Annotated in this window: 14 protein-coding genes; 9 read left to right on the forward strand and 5 right to left on the reverse strand. The window is 50.2% G+C overall.

From position 1 onward, the window contains the following. Nucleotides 1–34: 34 nt before the first annotated feature. The 3 genes from BLQ88_RS10835 to BLQ88_RS10845 all read left to right on the forward strand — a co-directional run bounded on the left by BLQ88_RS10835 (nt 35) and on the right by BLQ88_RS10845 (nt 3215). Complete coding sequence (locus BLQ88_RS10835) at nt 35–1561, forward strand: c-type cytochrome domain-containing protein (protein WP_090149180.1); 1527 nt, start codon at nt 35–37, stop codon at nt 1559–1561. Between the two features lie 201 nt (nt 1562–1762). Next, nucleotides 1763–2698 (forward strand): sugar phosphate isomerase/epimerase family protein, encoded by a 936-nt coding sequence (locus BLQ88_RS10840; RefSeq protein WP_090149182.1) that lies wholly within the window; start codon nt 1763–1765, stop codon nt 2696–2698. A gap of 70 nt (nt 2699–2768) precedes the next feature. After that, nucleotides 2769–3215, forward strand: a complete 447-nt coding sequence (locus BLQ88_RS10845) for a barstar family protein (protein ID WP_090149185.1) — start codon at nt 2769–2771, stop codon at nt 3213–3215. Between the two features lie 166 nt (nt 3216–3381). Here the strand turns inward: BLQ88_RS10845 and pnuC are convergent, their stop codons facing one another. After that, nucleotides 3382–3990: a nicotinamide riboside transporter PnuC gene (pnuC, locus tag BLQ88_RS10850; protein ID WP_090149186.1), complete on the reverse strand. Its 609-nt coding sequence runs from the start codon at nt 3988–3990 to the stop codon at nt 3382–3384. Nucleotides 3991–4196: 206 nt separating this feature from the next. Between pnuC and mfd the strand changes: the two genes are divergently transcribed. Next, entirely contained in the window at nt 4197–7544 is a 3348-nt protein-coding gene (mfd, locus tag BLQ88_RS10860; RefSeq protein ID WP_090149190.1) for a transcription-repair coupling factor, read from the forward strand. A 122-nt stretch (nt 7545–7666) separates the two neighbouring features. Next, a complete protein-coding gene (gene gldJ, locus BLQ88_RS10865) occupies nt 7667–8929 on the forward strand; it encodes a gliding motility lipoprotein GldJ (protein WP_090149191.1) in 1263 nt (420 codons plus the stop codon). Nucleotides 8930–8985: 56 nt separating this feature from the next. On the opposite strand, the gene BLQ88_RS10870 is transcribed toward gldJ, so the two are convergent. Next, complete coding sequence (locus tag BLQ88_RS10870) at nt 8986–9678, reverse strand: ComF family protein (protein WP_090149194.1); 693 nt, start codon at nt 9676–9678, stop codon at nt 8986–8988. Between the two features lie 74 nt (nt 9679–9752). Here BLQ88_RS10870 and BLQ88_RS10875 point away from each other — a divergent pair, with 74 nt between their 5' ends. After that, entirely contained in the window at nt 9753–11114 is a 1362-nt protein-coding gene (locus BLQ88_RS10875; RefSeq protein WP_090149196.1) for a dihydroorotase, read from the forward strand. Here the strand turns inward: BLQ88_RS10875 and BLQ88_RS10880 are convergent. The 3 genes from BLQ88_RS10880 to BLQ88_RS10890 form a co-directional block, all read right to left on the reverse strand. Beyond that, nucleotides 11097–11522 (reverse strand): (deoxy)nucleoside triphosphate pyrophosphohydrolase, encoded by a 426-nt coding sequence (locus BLQ88_RS10880; RefSeq protein WP_090149199.1) that lies wholly within the window; start codon nt 11520–11522, stop codon nt 11097–11099. The two genes, BLQ88_RS10875 and BLQ88_RS10880, sit on opposite strands and share 18 nt — an antisense overlap. A gap of 88 nt (nt 11523–11610) precedes the next feature. After that, a complete protein-coding gene (gene ruvB / locus BLQ88_RS10885) occupies nt 11611–12636 on the reverse strand; it encodes a Holliday junction branch migration DNA helicase RuvB (RefSeq protein WP_090149200.1) in 1026 nt (341 codons plus the stop codon). Between the two features lie 101 nt (nt 12637–12737). Next, a complete protein-coding gene (locus BLQ88_RS10890; protein ID WP_090149203.1) occupies nt 12738–15560 on the reverse strand; it encodes a PKD domain-containing protein in 2823 nt (940 codons plus the stop codon). Between the two features lie 278 nt (nt 15561–15838). Here BLQ88_RS10890 and BLQ88_RS10895 point away from each other — a divergent pair, with 278 nt between their 5' ends. The 3 genes from BLQ88_RS10895 to BLQ88_RS10905 all read left to right on the forward strand — a co-directional run bounded on the left by BLQ88_RS10895 (nt 15839) and on the right by BLQ88_RS10905 (nt 18860). Further along, nucleotides 15839–16870 carry a PorP/SprF family type IX secretion system membrane protein gene (locus BLQ88_RS10895; protein WP_090149205.1) on the forward strand — a complete coding sequence of 344 codons (1032 nt, stop codon included), beginning with the start codon at nt 15839–15841 and terminating at the stop codon, nt 16868–16870. 99 nt (nt 16871–16969) lie between these two features. Then, complete coding sequence (locus tag BLQ88_RS10900; protein WP_090149207.1) at nt 16970–17752, forward strand: NIPSNAP family protein; 783 nt, start codon at nt 16970–16972, stop codon at nt 17750–17752. A 97-nt stretch (nt 17753–17849) separates the two neighbouring features. Beyond that, a complete protein-coding gene (locus tag BLQ88_RS10905) occupies nt 17850–18860 on the forward strand; it encodes a zinc-binding dehydrogenase (RefSeq protein WP_090149812.1) in 1011 nt (336 codons plus the stop codon). Nucleotides 18861–18862 lie beyond the last annotated feature (2 nt).

The following is an 18862-nucleotide window of genomic DNA, read 5'->3' on the forward strand; positions in this document are numbered from 1 at the left end:
GAATAATCCTAACCCATAATTATTGATTTCCGGTATGCTCATTCCTCTTCTTCAGGCGTCGCCCTGGGCGCTTTTTATCGGGCGTTTCCACCCGGTACTGGTGCATTTACCCATTGGTTTTCTGTTGATTGCGGCCTTAATCGAAATCGGGCGGAGGACCGGCAAGATTTCGGTAAGTGAATCTACCGTGGTTTTTGTGCTGTTCTGGTCGGCGGTGAGCGCCACTTTTGCCTGCATTGCGGGATACCTGCTGTCGTTGGGCGGCGGTTACGACGAAGATCTGCTGGGCGCGCATATGTGGAAAGGCATTGGCGTGGCGGTATTCGCGTGGGTTGCCTGGCTGGTGAAGTCGGACAGGCTTGCCGGTAAACTTTCTTTTGGAAAAGCCGTGTATTTACCCGCATTCGCAGTGGCCGTCGTACTAACGATGACCGCGGGGCACGACGGTGGTTCGTTGACGCACGGCGATGGTTACCTCACCCAATATACTCCCGAGCCGTTCCGTAGCCTTGCGGGAATGGACCCTATTGAAGAAAAGGCAAAGGAAATCAAACCGATTACAGATATTCAGCAAGCGGTTGTTTATAAAGATATTGTGCAGCCCATTCTCGAAGCACGCTGTACGCAATGCCATAATGCAAGCAAGAAAAAAGGCGATTTGCGCATGGACGAGCTTGCATTGCTCATGAAAGGCGGCGAAAACGGCCCGGCGTTTGTTGCAGGCAAAGGTGCTGAAAGTGATATGATCAAACGTTGCCTGCTCGACGAGAGCGATGACAACCATATGCCTCCGAAAGGCAAACCGCAGTTGAGCACCGAGCAAATCGCATTGCTTTCGTGGTGGATCGACCAGGGTGCGCCTGCTGAGAAAAAAGTTTCCGAACTGACTGTACCCGATCAGCTGAAACCAGCCCTGGCATCACTGGGCGGCGGTCCGGCGGCCGGCGGTTCGGCGACGGGTGGTTCCGCTGGTAATGCAAAACAGAAAGAATCCGCTATCGCGACGTTGAAAGTCACCCCGGCCAAGGAAGCCGATATCCAGGCATTGCGCAAAGCGGGATTGATCGTCAATACATTATCGCAAGACCAGAACCTGCTGGAAGTGAGCGCGGTGAATGCACCAAAGTTCAGTGATAAGGATATTGCATTGCTTTTACCCGTTGCAGAGCAGGTAACCTGGCTGAAATTAGGCAGTACTCAGATCACGGATAATGGATTGAAGGAAATTGCCAAGCTGAAAAATCTTACCAAACTCCATCTGGAACATACCGGCGTCACGGATCAGGGCATTGCACAGATCAAAGGGCTGCCGCATTTGGAATATCTGAACATCATCGATACCAAAATCGGCGACGCTGGTTTGAAAAACATCGTCGCACTGAAAGGCCTCCGTTCAATTTACGTCTGGCAATCGGCGGTTACCGATAGCGCGGTAGCGCAAACGGCCCGCCAAACGCCCGGTTTACAGATTGTCAATGGTTTCAGCGAAGCCGAAGTGGCGCAATTCCTGAAAGCAGGGGACAGCACGGCCACCAAACCAGTCGCGGCGTCCAAGAAATAGTCATGAAGTAGTCAGGTGTGGTCAGCCATGGTCAGGTGTAGTCAAGTATTGTCGTCAAGAGGCGAGAATATTCAGTTGCAGCATCAATACCTGACCTAATGACCTCCTGACTACATCTGACAGCATCACTAATGACCAGATCTGACAATATTCAATCATTCAATCATTCAGTCATTCAGTCATTCAGTCATTCAAAATTAAATGAACCGCCGGGACTTCATTAATAACGCCACAGCTGCCGCAGTTACCACAGCCGGCGCGTTGACGACCTTCGAATCCATTGCCGATACGAACAAAGCTGCCGTGCAGTTTGAAAATAAATTATCGTTGAAAGTGCTCGGTACTAACTGGGGCTTTCAGGGTACCACCGACCAATTTTGTGCGGCAGTCAAAAAAGAAGGTTACGATGGCATTGAAATGTGGTGGCAGGGTTCGAAAGACAAGCAAAAAGAGCTTTTGGACGCATTAACCAAACATAAATTGGAAGTAGGCTTCCTTTGCGGATCGGGGGAAAAGGATTATCAAACGCATTTGAAAGCATTCAAATCGCAGATCGATGCCGCTACCACGCAGTGGCCCGTGAAGCCCCTCTATATCAATTGCCACAGCGGTCGCGATCATTTTACCTACGACCAGAACAAGGCATTTATAGACTATACTACCGAGGCGTCGACCAAAAGCGGTATTCCTATTTACCATGAAACCCACCGCGGGCGTATGCTTTTTGCAGCGCACGTCGCCCGGAATTTTATCGAGAAAAACCCTGCATTACGGCTCACGCTCGATATTTCGCATTGGTGCAATGTGCATGAAAGCCTTTTGCAGGATCAGGAAGAAACGGTTCAGCTCGCGCTTACACGCGTGGGGCACATCCACTCGCGTATAGGCCACGAGGAAGGCCCGCAGGTGAACGACCCTCGCGCACCGGAATGGGAAGCGGCCGTGAAGGCGCATTTGGCCTGGTGGGACAAAGTGGTGGAATACAAGGTGAAAAGCGGTGAAACGCTGACCGTGCTGACGGAGTTCGGGCCGCCGAATTATCAGCCAACTGTACCGTTCACACATCAGCCGCTTTCGGATCAGTGGGGTATAAACGTGCATATGATGCATTTGTTAAGAAAGCGGTATTTGAAATAAAACACTACTGAAAGGCTGGACTTGAACGTCCATTTTTCTCTAATTTGCAGTGTTTTAAATCAACGACTCTATGAAAAACACACACTTCCTGCTGGCCCGGGAAGAATCCGAAGTGCGTAAAACGTTCCTGGGCGCATTTGTAGCCCATATTGACGGAGCCAAAGCAACGTCCGTCAAAGATTTTCACGAGGCGATCGCCGCCGCTATGCATTTCCCCGATTACTCCGGCAAAAACCTCGACGCGCTCGACGAAATGCTCAACGACCTCGAATGGATTAATGAAAAGAAGGTCATTATCTATATAGGGAATTCAGGAGAGTGGCTCTCAAAGGAGAAATCCGAAGAAAAGCTGCTGACGGTCATCGATATTTTCGACGCTACCGCCGAAGACTGGAAATGGCTCGACGAGGAAGAGGAAGGAGTGACCAAAAAAGAACTGCAAATCGTTTTCCAGGATTCTCCCCGCATTCGTACGTTGCTCGAAGATCAGGAAATCCCGTTCGATACGCTCGACTGAAACGGTACTTATATTCGGGACGACTGGTTTTTGTCATGTGTTGTCGAGAATAGTCAGAAGAAGTCAAGTATGGTGATTGATAGTCATTTAAAATGATAGTAAATCTCTATTTCGATGCCGCTCATGACTACAATGGCAATAAATGATTACCAATGACCATTCCTGACTATATCTGACCATTAACGTCGCGCCGCCATTGAACATACCCGATGATCGCAAGTATGAGAAAGACGCCGTACAGGATGGCTGTCAAATGCAGGTCTTTGTAAAAATACATGACCACATAGGCGGCGTCGGCGACGATCCAGATGATCCAGTTTTCGAGGTATTTGCGGGCCATCATCCATTGTCCGATCAAGCTGGCGATCGTCAGTGCGGAGTCGGCGTAGGTGAGGCTGGCGTCGGTAAATTTGCCGAGTAAAAAGCCCCAGGAAAGCGTTACCGCGATAAAAATCAATGTAAATAGCGGGTATAGCTTTGCGGGTGTGTGCGTTACGCGTACGCCGTCGTGGTTTTGTCCGCCGAATTTCCACATCCACCAGCCGTAAATGCTCGTCAGGAAGTAATAGCCCTGTAAACCCATATCGGCGTACAAGCGCACCTGCCAGAAAACCACTCCGTAAAGCACCGCATTGATAATCCCGAAAAACCAGCCGAGCACATTCTGCCGGGTGTTGAGGTAAACGCAGATTGCGCCGGTGATGAAACCCAGGATTTCCAGTACTGTTGTGGGCAGCCCTGCCAGGGAAACGGGTTGGTTGAGCCAGTCGGTCATGAGGGAGTTATGGTGTGAAAGGTAAAAATAAAATGATATTCCGGATTTTCGCGCTGGGGCATTTCAGGCTATTTTTGCAATTGGAACAACGTGGTAACAAAACTGGTACGACTGTTGTTATAAATTTCGGCCGGTCGGGAAATTCCCCGAAACGGCTTTTTGCGTTACATTTCACTGCGGCTGAGGCCGCGCAGCATTCGATATAATTGGAAGTTAAAGACTTATTGACACTATACGGAGGTGATAGCTACCTGGACGTGCTGAGCACGCAGATCGCCTCGAAGGACGCGGAAGCGGCGCATGTGCAGATCAAGGGACTGGTAGGAAGCCTCGATGCCGTGGTTGCGGCCTCATTGCAGCATAAAAAGAAAGCGCCGGCAGTATACATTCTCAGCGACCGCGAAGAAGCCGCCTATTTCCAGAACGACCTGCAAAACCTGCTGGGCGGCACGGAGGTGCTTTTTTACCCCACATCCTACAAAAGGCCGTACCATTACGAAGAAGTGGATAATGCCAATGTGCTGATGCGCGGCGAGATTTTGAACAAACTCAGCGCGGGCCGCAGTACGCCGGTACAGATTGTGACTTACCCGGAAGCATTGTTTGAAAAAGTAATCAACAAGCGCTCGCTAAAAGCCAATACATTTTCGGTTAAGGTAGGCGAAAAGCTCGATCCCGCATTCCTGACGGAGTTTTTAAACAGTTATGGCTTCGAAATCACAGATTTTGTATTCGAAGCCGGGCAGTTTTCGGTGCGTGGGGGTATTCTCGACGTATTTTCATTTGCCAACGAGCACCCGTTCCGGATCGAACTGTTTGGGGATGAGGTGGAAAGTATCCGCTCCTTCGACCCGGATACGCAGCTTTCAATCGAGAGTGCGAAACAGATTAACATTGTCCCCGACATTCAGCAAAAGCTGTCACACGAAACACGGGAATCGTTCCTGAGCTTCTTCGCCGACGAGACCGCATTGTGGTTCAAAGACGCCGAATTGACCTTGGAAGTCATTGAAAAATGCTTCGAAAGGGCTGAGAAGGCGCTGGAAGAAGTGACCGGCGGCGGCGTGCAGATCGTTTCGAATCCGAATGAGCTTTTCGAAACGCGGCGCGGGTTTTTGAACCAGGTGAAGAAGTTTAAAACAGTTGAATTTGGCAAGAAATCATATTTCAAAACCGAAATGAAGCTGCCTTACTCTTCGAAACCGCAGCCTTCATTCAATAAGGATTTCAAAAGGCTTCTGGATGATTTGACTGATAATCAGAACAAAGGTTATGTCAACATCATCGTTGCCGAGCAGCCCAAGCAGCTCGATCGACTGGAACGGATTTTCGAAGATCTTGATCCATTTGTGAAGTTCCGGCCGATGCACATTTCGCTGCGGGAAGGTTTTGTGGATGATAATATGAAAGTGGCGTGCTACACCGATCACCAGATTTTTGCCCGTTTTCATAAATACCGGTTGAAAGAAAAGTTCAGTAAATCCAAGGCGATGACCTTGAAAGAGCTGAAATCCTTGCAGGTAGGCGACTTTGTGACGCACGTCGATTACGGCATCGGCCGTTTTGCCGGAATGGAGCGGAAAGATGTGAATGGTAAAGAGCAAGAGGCGGTGCGACTGATTTACCGGGATAATGATTTGCTGTATGTGAGCGTGCACAACCTCCACAAAATTGCCAAGTATACCGGCAAGGAAGGTACGCCGCCTGCGATGAGCAAGCTGGGTTCGGGTGAATGGGAGGCTAAAAAGTCGAAGGTTAAGAAGCAGCTGAAAGACATTGCCCACGAGTTGATCGCGTTGTACGCCAAACGCCGCCAGGCGCCCGGTTTTCCGTTCTCGAAGGACAATTACCTGCAAGTGGAGCTGGAATCTTCTTTTATATATGAAGACACGCCCGACCAGGCCACGGCCACGGCCAATGTGAAGGACGATATGGAGAAAGGTCACCCGATGGACCGGCTGGTATGCGGGGATGTAGGTTTTGGTAAAACCGAAATCGCGATCCGCGCGGCATTCAAGGCGGTTTGTGACAGCAAGCAGGTGGCGGTGCTCGTGCCTACGACCATTCTGGCCATGCAGCATTTCAAGACATTCAGCGAACGTCTGGCCGATTTCCCGGCGCGGGTGGGTTATATCAACCGTTTCAAATCGGCAAAGGAGATTAAGGACACATTGAAACAGGCTGAGGAGGGTAAAATCGATATTCTGATCGGTACGCACCGCATTTTGAACAAGGATGTGAAATTCAAAGACCTGGGCTTGCTGGTCGTCGATGAGGAACAGAAGTTTGGGGTAAAAGCCAAAGACCGCTTAAAAGAAATGCGTGTGAATGTCGATGTACTCACGCTTACGGCAACGCCTATCCCACGTACATTACACTTCTCACTCATGGGCGCGCGCGACCTTTCGGTAATCGCGACTCCACCGCCGAACAGGCAGCCGGTTACTACGGAAGTCCATACATTCAGCGAGGAATTCATCCGCGATGCGATCAGCTTCGAAGTGCAGCGCGGCGGGCAGGTATTTTTTGTCCATAACCGCGTGAATGATATCGAATCCATTGCCAACATTATCCTTCGTCTCGTGCCCGATGTGCGGATAGGCGTGGCGCATGGGCAAATGGAGGGCGATAAGCTGGAAAAAGTGATGATGAACTTCATCGACGGCGAGTACGACATCCTGGTTTCGACCAATATCATCGAATCAGGGATCGACATTGCCAATGCGAATACCATTATTATCAACTCCGCGCATATGTTCGGGCTCTCGGACCTGCACCAGATGCGTGGCCGGGTGGGGCGCTCGAACCGGAAGGCATTCTGCTACCTGCTCACGCCGTCGGTATCGACGCTCGCGAGCGATTCTCGCAAACGTTTACAGACGTTGGAAGAGTTTTCGGACCTTGGCGACGGATTCAAAGTAGCCATGCGCGACCTCGACATTCGCGGCGCGGGTAACCTGCTGGGCGCCGAGCAGAGCGGTTTTGTGAATGACCTGGGCTATGAATTGTACCATAAAATGCTCGACGAGGCGGTTCAGGAGCTGAAAAGCAACGAGTTTAAGGACCTGTTCGAAGGCGTATTCAGTCTTCCGAAAAACCTGGTGCCGGACACGCAGATCGAGACCGATTTCGCGACGTTGATTCCGGACGATTATGTTAAAAATATTTCGGAAAGGCTGTCGTTATATACCCGCCTCGATAATATTGCGACAGAAGATGAGCTCGGGAAATTCGAGAAAGAAATCCTCGACCGGTTCGGTCCGGTGCCGCATGAAGTGCAGGATCTGCTGAAAACGGTCCGTTTGCGCTGGGAAGCAGAGGCTTTGCAGTTTGAAAAACTGACTTTGAAAAGCAATACGATGAAAGGCTACTTCGTTACTTCGCAGAATGACGAATTCTTTCAGTCGGCGAAGTTCGGGCAGGTGATCGATTACATTAAAAAACATCCCAAACAAATTTCGCTTAAAGATCAGAAAGGCAAGCTGATACTGATTTGCGAGGACATTAAAAGCATTGATCAGGCGCGCCAGGTACTCATGGAAATGACCCAGTAGAAAGTGGCCCTCAGTTACCTGATAATTGATTTTTAAAAATAATATCGATTGATTTCATACATTTGCGGTTTCGCATACTATAAAATACCAAACACTTAAGTCACTTTAAAGCAATGATTTGCATGCAAAAGATGGGTACCCGGTCGATCGCGCTGATTCTGATTGTGTTATTAGCGGCAACTGCGTGTAGTAAAAAGAAGCCAACCAGCTTGAAACCTGGCAAGACCAGTTCGAAAACAGGCTTGGCTTACAATGGTAAAGACGGGTTCGAAGTGAAGCAATACAAAGCTTTGCCAGCCGGTCCGGACCTTGTGTACATTGAAGGTGGCCGTTTTACGATGGGTTCGCTGGAAGAGGATGTGATGACACGCCGGGATAACCCGAAAAGGACCGTCAGTATCCAGTCTTTCTATATGGACCAGACGGAAGTGGCGAACGTTCACTACCTTGAATACCTGAATGCGGTTCAGAGAGATTCTTCCGAAGAATTTTACGCAAAAGCGCTTCCTGATACAAACGTTTGGTTCAACGAATTGTCATTCAATGACTCTTACGTAACGATGTACCTGCGTCACCCGGGTTTCCGCTTGTACCCTGTTGTGGGTGTATCATGGGTTCAGGCTAATGATTACTGCGCTTGGCGTACCGCTGCCGTAAGCCAGTCCAACAATGCAAAAGGCGCTGCCGCCGCAGGTGGTAAGAAGAAAAAAGGATTCTCGTTTGGTAAGAAGAAAAAGGCAGAAGGCGAAGCGGTTGCAGCAGCAGCCGATGCGCCCGCACCACAACTTCGCATCGAAAGCGGTTACGTAATGCCTCCATACCGCCTTCCAACAGAAGCTGAATTCGAATATGCGGCTATGGCGATGATCGGAACGCAGTATTCTGATGAAAATCAGGCTAACTCAAGAATTTATCCATGGGATGGTTCAACAATGCGTAATCCACGTGGCCGTAAGCAGGGAACAATGCTCGCGAACTTCAAACGTGGTCCCGGTGACTACGCAGGTATCGCAGGTAAATCCAACGATGGCGCGATCATTACCCAGGAGATCCGTTCGTATCCTGCCAACGACAATGGTCTTTACGACATGGCTGGTAACGTAAGCGAATGGGTTTACGACGTTTACCGTCCGCTTTCAAACTCTGATGTGAACGACTTGAACTCTTTCCGTCGTGACGGTTATCAGGATGAAGCGAAAAACTACGATAGCAAAAATAACAACTCGATGGTTGACGACAAGCTGAGAGTTTATAAAGGTGGTTCATGGTCTGACGTGGCTTACTGGTTGTCTCCGGGAACACGCCGTTACATGGATCAGGACTCTGCAACTGCAATGGTAGGCTTCCGCTGTGCGATGATCGCAACCGGAACGCACAAGGAGTAAGATTCAGATAATATCAACGAAAAGCCGCTGTTCTTCCGAACGGCGGCTTTTTGCATTCAATGCTGGGCCAATGCGATGGTGAGGATGTGAAATCGCTTGCAACCGGCCGCCATCAATGTCCTGGTGCATTCTTCGAGTGTAGCACCGGTAGTGAGCACATCGTCGATCAGGATGATGCTTTCCGCGGAAAAGCCTTCTTTCACCGCAAATACACCCTGCACATTCTCCCTCCTTTCCACTTTGCTTTTCCCCGTTTGCGTATCGGTGTATTTCACGCGTTCCAGCATCCCGCCCGACCAGGGAATGCCGGTTGCATTGGAAAAACCTTCGGCAAGCAGGTCGCTCTGGTTATAGCCGCGTTGCTTTCGCTTTTTGCGGTGCAGCGGAATGCTGAGGATCATTCCCGCATCGGGTAAATGCTCGGAAACCTGTAATTCCTGCCCGAACATGTAACCCAGCAATATGCCCACCTCTTTGTTTCCTTTGTATTTCAATGCGTGTAACAGCTTTTGCACTTTGCTTTTTTTGGTAAATACTAAAAATGAATGCGTGGAGAGTACTTCCGGCAGGTTCACAAACTTGAATTGCAGTAATTCACCATGAATACCTTCATTACCGACGCGCGGTAACGAAATGCGGCATAAGGTGCAGATTGTGGCTTCATTGCCTTGCAGTACGCGGTCGCAACCCTCGCAGCAGCGTGGGAAAAGGAGGTCGGCGAAATCGCGGAGAAGTTGTTTCAGGTTCATTTTTGTGTATTGGAATGAGTGAATTTCAACCGGTCTGAATACCTTTGCACGACATCAAACCATCGCCGCCACCTATGACAACGCTGATCGTAAATGCCCAGGTCGTAAATGAAAACCAGGTTCAGTATTTAGACGTACTAATTGAAAATGGTCACATCAAAAAGATCGAAAAGGACTTACAAAATGTGCAAGCGGATAGGGTGATTGATGCAAAGGGACTTTTTCTCATGCCCGGCGTGATCGACGACCAGGTGCATTTCCGCGAGCCGGGGCTGACGCATAAGGCGAATATTTATACCGAATCGAAGGCGGCGGTTGCCGGCGGCGTTACTTCCTTCATGGAGATGCCCAACACCGTTCCCAATACGCTGACACAGCAATTGCTGGAAGACAAATACCAGATCGGCGCCAATACTTCCCTGAGCAACTACTCCTTCTTCATGGGTGCCTCGAACGACAATTACGACGAGGTGATGCGCACCGATCCTACGCAGGTTTGCGGGATCAAGATTTTCATGGGTTCTTCAACCGGTAACATGCTCGTGGATGCGCCGGAAGTGCTGGAAAAGCTTTTCGCCAACGCGCCGTGCATTATTGCCACGCATTGCGAAGACGAGCCTACCGTAAAAGCAAGAATGGCGATTTTCAAAGAAAAGTATGGCGATGATGTGCCTTACGACATCCACGCATTGATCCGTAATGAAGAGGCTTGTCTCAAATCTTCCACATTCGCCAGCTCGCTCGCGCATAAGCACGGCACGCGATTGCACATTCTTCACATTTCGACGGGCGACGAAGTGCCTTTGTTTGAGGTAGGGACGCGTAGTAACGGCAAAATCCTGCTAGCGAATGGCCAGCCCAAACTCGTAACAGCCGAGGCGTGCGTACACCATTTGTGGTTCGACGCCGAAGATTACCGGAGATTGGGTAACGATATCAAATGTAACCCGGCCATCAAGGCGCCGCATCATAAGGAGAAAATCCTGCAAGCCGTGCTCGACAACCGCATCGACGTGATTGCGACTGACCACGCACCGCATACAATGGAAGAAAAAGCGCAGCATTACTGGCAGGCACCATCCGGCTTGCCTTTGGTACAGCATACTTTGAACGTAATGCTCGAAATGAGCAGGGCCGGAAAGATTTCGATTGATCGCGTGGCGGAGAAAATGAGCCACGCCGTAGCCGATTTGTTCGATATCAAAGGCCGTGGCTACATTCGTGAAGGTTGCTGGGCAGATTTGATCCTCGTTGATTTGAATGCGACGACGCAGGTGGAGAAATCCAATCTTTACTCCAAATGCGGTTGGTCGCCATTTGAAGGCACGGAATTTCACTCACGCATTACACATACGTTCGTGTCGGGCCACCTGGTCTACGAAAACGGGCAATTTGATGAAACGGTGAAGGGAAAGCGGTTAAATTTTAGCCGCTAGGTAATCGTAATAGTTCTTGATTACATTCAGATCGGCTTCGGTCCAGTCGAGGGTAGGAAGATCGTCGGGATCGAGCCAGAGGATCTGTTCGTGCTCGGTCAGGATAAAATCGATGGTATCAACTTTGCAAACAAACGGTACCAGTACGATTTCACGCCAGCCCTGGTCTTTGGAAGTTTCAGGAAGTTTATCGATGATTTCGACGGACACATTCAGTTCTTCCATGATTTCACGGAATAATGCCTGTTCGTCTGTTTCGCCTTTTTCGAGCTTTCCGCCGGGAAATTCCCATTGGAGGGGGAAGGACAATGCCGCGCTGCGCTGCCCGGCGAGTACTTTTCCATTATGTTCAATCACAGCACAGGGCACTCTCACTACCAACTTTTCGGAAACCAGTACTTCGATCATAGGAGGCGGTTACGCTAATTCACCGCAAAATTACAATTTTCAGGTTTATGTTGTATGTTAATGTTAAAACTTCTTAAAAAGTTAATGCTCAGAACAATTCACCCGAACGATGGCGCGGCAAAATACCGAGGTGCTTGAATGCTTTTTCGGTCACTTCGCGGCCGCGCGACGTGCGTTTGATATAACCTTCCTGAATGAGGAATGGCTCATAAACTTCTTCGATTGTATCCGCCTCTTCTCCGCAGGCAGTAGCGATGGTAGATAAGCCTACCGGTCCGCCTTTGAATTTCTGAATAATGGTGCTCAAAATGCGGTTGTCCATTTCGTCAAGACCGTTTTGATCTACGTCCAACGCCAGCAAAGCCATCTCTGCAATGGCTACCGTAATGCGGCCATTTCCCTTCACCTGCGCAAAATCGCGTGTCCGGCGCAGCAAGTTATTTGCGATACGTGGCGTTCCGCGGCTGCGACGGGCAATTTCATAAGCTGCATCTTCTTCCAGAGGCGTCCCCAGAATGGAAGCCGAACGTTTCAGAATGGACGAGAGCAATTTTGCGTCGTAGTATTCCAGCCTCGCATTAATCCCGAACCTCGCACGCAGGGGCGACGTAAGCATGCCCGCGCGCGTAGTCGCGCCTATGAGTGTGAAAGGGTTCAGTCCGATCTGAATGCTGCGGGCATTCGGGCCGCTATCGAGCATAATATCGATTTTATAATCCTCCATGGCAGAATACAGGTATTCTTCCACGATCGGGTTCAATCGATGGATTTCGTCGATGAAAAGAACGTCGTGCTCCTGCAAGTTGGTGAGCAGGCCGGCGAGGTCGCTGGGCTTGTCGAGGACCGGGCCTGAGGTGATTTTAATGCCCGAACCGAGTTCGTTTGCGATGATATTCGATAATGTGGTTTTCCCCAAACCCGGAGGGCCATGCAGCAGCACGTGGTCGAGCGCGTCGCCGCGCTGGCGGGCGGCCTGCACGAATATTCTCAGGTTTTCAAGAATTTTGTCCTGCCCGGTAAAATCCTCGAAAGACAGCGGCCGCAACGCGCGTTCGATGTCTTTATCGGTATTGGAAAGATTTTCTTTATCTCCGGACAGATAATCCTGGCGCATAGTCGGTTGAACAGATAGTGAAAACCAGCCGTCCGGTTCAGCGGCGGCTGGTTTGATTTTATTTAACCAAAAATAATTGTTTTAATCTGCAAAAGGAAAGCTTAGCGGATCACCATCACCGATCCGCGCTTGACGGTCGGGTTACGTTCGGGGTAATACAGCGCCTCGTACGAAATGATGTAAGGGTAGCTGCCGGGCTGCACTTTGAGGCCCTTGTAGGTGCCGTCCCAACGCGCCTCGATATCGGTAGTAGCGAAAATCACCTCGCCCCAGCGGTTGTAAATGCGCATTGAGAAGTTGGTATAGTAAGCTCCGAACACTTCCAGGATCTCGTTGTGCCCTTCCCCGTCGGGCGTAAATGCGTCGGGTATGAAGAAACGCGGCTCGCATTTATCGATTACTTCGGTGGTTTGCTCGACTACACAACCTTCCTTGTTCGTGGCACGCACCGTGTATTTTCCTTCCTGGTTGACGCTAATCGTTTGAGTGGTTGCGCCCGAATGCGGCCATAAGTATTCATAGGGCCCTTGGCCGTTCGCGTCGAGTATGACAGATTGCCCATCCGGAATGCAAATGAAGTTTTCCGGTGCCAGGCCAAGGATAGGAGAAGGACGTTCGCCTATTTTAACAGTATCCGAGTTGTAGCAGTCGTTTCTGTCTTTTACAACTACAAAATATTCTCCGGGTTGGCCGATGGTAACCTCGCGGGTTTCCTGGCCATTGCTCCATTTGAACTCGATCCAGCGCTCGCTTTCCACGCGAAGAACAACAGAGCTGTCGCGGCATAATGTAGTATCGGGGCCGATCGAGAAGGCAGGCGGCTTGCGCAGTGTGATTTCGATGGTATCGGCAGCAAAGCAATCGCCCTGTGGCCCGTTGAATGCAATCGCAACGTACTGGCCGGTGGAAATTGCATTGTAGGTGCGGCCACGCCCAACGACGCGTCCACGGCTTACCCACGCATAAACTTCCGCCTCGACTTTCATATCCAACGGCACGTAAGCGCCGCAAGTATCCTTGTCAGGTCCCAGATCGATATTCGAAGGTGTTTCATAAATGGTAACCTCCTGCACGATCGTAGTGTCGGTACATTTATTGGTGGCGCGCATGGCGACCATGTAAGTGCCCGGTTTGGTATAAGTATAAGTGGCCTGCTGCTGCTTGGATGGGGCCGTAAACTGGCCATTTCCAAGAAAATCCCACGAATAGCTGTCCTCGATAGGATCGCACATCGGGCTGGCCTGGAATGTGGTAGGCTCATTGGTACAGAACCCGTCCGCTTCAAATCCGGGCCCGGAAGACTCCTGCGTGAAGTCCTGGACCATATTGGGTAAACCGAGCTGGCTTTTCTTGCCTCCGAGATTTGCGCCGTCGCGCTCATAGTCGACGCCCGTTAGCGAATTTCCTTCCGGCTCGCCTATCGTTGCCAGGTATTCGCTTCCCTCGATGGCCATGTAAATCCGTCCGTCGGGCCCGAACTGCAATGCGCCGAACTTCTGCGTGGCCGAGCTGTCGATGGTAATGGCTGTTTCAATGACCAAACTGTCGGGCAATGTGAGGTCGTACTGCTTTAAAAGGGATTTCGTGCCGTTTTCGCCTTGGAATGAGACGTACATTTTTTCACCGGTCGGCGAAAATTCGATACCATATGCAATGGGCGGCGCAGGGCCGAGATCCATCGTTTTTTTGTAGGTCAATGTGCCCGTCGAGTCGTCGAAAGTAAACAGCTCCACATAGTTTCTTGCAGGACCCGGCACTACCACGGCCAGCTGGCGAAAGCCGGTGGTACTGTCCGGCGCCGAAAATTTCATATAACCCTCAGCCTTATTGGTGCTATCATGGGCCATCCCGAGTTCGGGAGCGGCTACTTCCACAAGGCCACCGGTAGTAGCGTGGAAAATGCGGAATTTGTTGGTGCCGTAATCGTGCGAAACCACCCAATATGTGCTGTCACGGTCGTTGCGAACAGAGGCAATGCGCTCGGTGGTAGGTGTTTGGAGTGTCGTGTTTTGTTCAATAATCTGTCCCAGACCATTGTTGCGGCGCATATCCACCACGCTGACAGTCAGCAGCTTCTCGCCGTTGATATCCGAAGTTGTAAATACATTATATAAGTATTCACAGCCCTTACAGGTGGGTTGCGGGACGATTAGAACTGATTGCGTCGAGTTTGGACTACCCTTCATTGGCGCGCACGTTCCGAACGTGCACGTCATTTCATCGCCGTTCTTATTCCATATTTTAATACCATCCGAATAGAATAGCAGCTGACCTTTAGAATTCGCAATCGACGATGTTCCTTCGGGTGTATTCAGTTTACCATCGGTTAATGGTGTAGGAGGTGTATTTGAGAAGTCAAGCCCTGCATTGCCTCCGAAGTACCATTTGGAGCCTTCCTGTGCTTGCGGTTCCATACAGATCTTGACATTGATCCGGTCCTGCATTTTACAGCCATTGATGATCACTTCCACGGAATAGCAGCCTGAACTGTCTACCTTTAATGTTTGTGTCGTGTCGCCTTTGGGATACCATATGTACTTCGCACCGGCCGGTGCCCCATTGGGATAAGGGTCGAGAATAAGTGTGTCGCCTTTACAAATGGTCGTATCTGTTCTCCATTGCTGGAATTGCGGTGGAAGCTCGCCGATAGTCACAGATTGTGTAACTATTTCATTAGTACCGTTCGCCAGCGTCCTGACCAGTGTAACCGTATAAGTACCCGGAAGCGCGTAGGAATGCTGCGCATTTCGCCGGGTGTCGGTAGCGCCACCTTCGCCGAAGCTCCACCGCCATGCAGTCGCAGCGCGGAGTGTATCGCTGAACGTAGTCGAGTCCGCTTCGCAATCGGGGTTCTGCATGCATTGTCCTTTTACCAGGAAGGGTGCGGGCGTTTGTGCCATGGCACTTGCACCGAGGAGGAGCATGAGCAGGCAGAGGACATAAAAATTTCGGTGGTATCTATTATAAAATCGCCCCATGTTTCGTTAACTGTTCAAACACCCCTAGCCGTCTCATAGAATATTCAAGTTACCCGACATTACTAACGAAAATAAAATGTTAAAATTTTGTGCGGTAATGTCGTAAAAACCACTCTAATTTGAATATTAATACGCAATTTGAGGATAATTTGTGAATTTAATCAGGTAATTTTTTTGAGTCCAAAAAGGGGCCGTTTTTTGGAAAGCGGCGAGCAAACACATCTATGATCAAGCGTCTACTTCCTCTTTTCATACTGACACTGCTTTGCCTGAAAGGTTGGAGCCAGGATCCGCAATTTTCCCAGTTCTACGCGAACCCGCTGTACCTTAACCCGGCATTGGCAGGAGGGGCGCTGGCACCGCGTGCAACCATTAATTACCGCAACCAGTGGCCATCATTATCAGCCAACTTCGTGACGACTTCAATAGGCGCCGATGTATTTTTGCCTAGCTACAATAGCGGCCTGGGCGTGCTGGTAACAATGGATAGCCAGGGCTTGGGTAACCTTAAATCCACCGAAGCCGCATTGCAATATTCCTATCAGATCCAGTTCAATGAGCTTACTTCGCTGCGCCTTGGTATCCAGGGAGGCATAGCTTCGCGGACGCTCGATTATTTCGGATTGACATTCGGTGACCAATATAATAATGGTGGATTAACAGGCCAGCCTTCGGAAGATCCGTTCGCAAAAGGGGGGCCAAATGTGTTCTATGCCGATTTTGGCGCCGGTGCAATGCTCTATTCCGACTGGTACTGGGCCGGAATTTCCGCACATCACCTCAACCGCCCCAACCAGGCATTTTCGGACCTTACAGAAGCGCGCTTGCCGGTGAAAGCCAGTTTGCAGGCCGGATTGCGCATTCCATTTGCAGGTTACACATTCCTGGGTGATGAAATCGATAAGGAAAAGACTATTTCTCCCGCCATTATGTACAAAAAACAAGGCAAATACGACCAGTTCGATGCCGGTATGTACGTGACCATCGAGCCGTTGGTGATCGGTGCATGGTACCGCGGAATTCCTTTCAAGAAATACGAGCAGAATATCAATAACCACGAGTCGCTGATCTTCCTGGCTGGTTACCGGCAGGATAAGTTCTCGATCGGGTACAGCTACGACCTTACCATTTCTACATTGGGTGCGGGCAGCGGCGGCGCGCACGAGATTTCCCTGTCCTACGTTTTCGCACCGCTGGAATCCAAGCCGAAGCGCCCGAAAACCCGCAAGCGGCAGCTTTCTTGTCCTAAATTTTAATACTCAGCAAAAAATTAGTCGGTATTCAGGTAGGGTAAACCTGGTGGTGGAAAGTCTTTTCAGGTGGTTATCCACGAATCAAAAGACTTTCAAAAGCACATGTTCAAACACCGAAACCTGACTTTCCTCCTGCTACTTTTTACAGTTGCATTGAGCGCTGTTGCCGCGCCGCCCAAGCGGGAATTTTACGAAATCAAAATTTACCATCTTAAAAACACGGATCAGGAAGCTCGTGTGGAAGCATTCCTGAAAGATGCTTATGTCCCTGCCGCGCACCGCGCCGGCATCAAAAATGTGGGGGTTTTCAAGCCCGTCGCGACCGATACAATGGCTGGAAAGCTGATTTACGTGCTTACGCCTATCAAATCGCTTGACCAGCTTTTGACATTGCCTAAGACTTTGGACAAAGACGCCGCCTATGCATCGGCAGGAAAGGATTATATTGAAGCTAACTACAAGAATCCGCCTTACGCCCGCTTCGAATCGATCGTGTTGCAAGCCTTTACGGACGCACCCATGCACATGAAGCCTAACCTGACAGGCCCGAAAAGCGAGCGTGTTTACGAGTTGCGCAGCTACGAAGGTTACACAGAGAAGATTTACCAGAATAAGGTGAAGATGTTCAACGCGGGGGGCGAAGTTCCGCTGTTTGTGCGCCTCGGTTTCAATGCCGTATTTTATGGCGAAGTGATTGCCGGCAGCCACATGCCGAACCTGATGTACATGACTACTTTCGAGAACAAGGCCTCGCGTGACGCGCACTGGAAATCGTTCACTGAAGATGCTGAATGGAACAAATTGAAAGTAAATCCCGAGTATCAGAACAACGTTTCAAAAAACACCAGCTTCTTCTTGTATCCCACCGAATATTCGGATATATAGCATCTGAATCGGTTCCAATCATTTTGAAATGATGAATCAGGGCAGGTTCCGTCACGGGCAGGCCGGTTCATCATTTTTTTGTTTAAACACCAATATTATGAAAGCCGCCATATTAAAGAACCTTCATGAGCCGCTGGTGATTGAAGAAACGCAAAAGCCCAATCCCGGCCCGGGCGAGGCACTCGTCGAAATAAAAGCCGCGTCGCTCAACCACCGCGATGTCTGGATTCAAAAAGGACTTTACCCCCGCATTACCACGCCCATTATCCCGGGTTCCGATGGCGCAGGCATTGTGACGGAAGTGGGTGACGGCGTCGCCAAAAGCTGGATTGGTAAAGAGGTGATCATTAACCCCTCGCAAAACTGGGGCGATAATCCTGATTTTTACAGCGAAGATCACAAAATTCTCGGTCTGCCGGATAACGGCACATTTGCCGGATTCGTCAAAACCGAAGCGCGTTACCTGGCTGAGAAACCTACGCATTTGTCATTCGAAGAAGCAGCAGCATTGCCCATGGGCGGGCTTACGGCCTGGCGTTCGCTGATGACGCGCGCACGGTTCAAAGAAGGTGATCGTGTGCTCGTAACGGGTGCGGGCGGGGGCGTGGCGCTTTGCGCGATCCAGTTTGCCATTGCGGCGGGCGCGGAAGTGTGGGTAACCTCGGGCTCCGACCAAAAAATTCAGAAAGCGATCGAAATGGGCGCGAAAGGCGGCATTAATTATAAAAACCCGACCTGGTTCCGCGACCTGCTCGTGAAAGCGCGCGGGCCTAAAACAGGTTATTTCAATGTGATTATCGATAGTGCCGGCGGTCCCGGCTTTGCCAAACTGATCGATATCGCTGCTCCGGGCGCACGAATTTGCTTCTACGGCGGCGGCACCGGCAATATCACCGACATTGTTCCCGCGAAAGTATTTTTCAAACAGCTCAATATCTACGGCAGTACCATGGGTACCGAGCAGGAGTTTGCCGATATGGTGCAGTTTGTAGGTGAAAAGCGGATTGTACCGATAATAGACAAGGTGTTTCCGCTGGAAGAAGCCGAGCAAGCACTCCGCTACATGGATTCCGGGCAGCAGTTCGGCAAAATCGTGCTTTCGATATAATG

This window comes from Dyadobacter soli (genome assembly GCF_900101885.1).
Classification (GTDB): domain Bacteria; phylum Bacteroidota; class Bacteroidia; order Cytophagales; family Spirosomataceae; genus Dyadobacter; species Dyadobacter soli.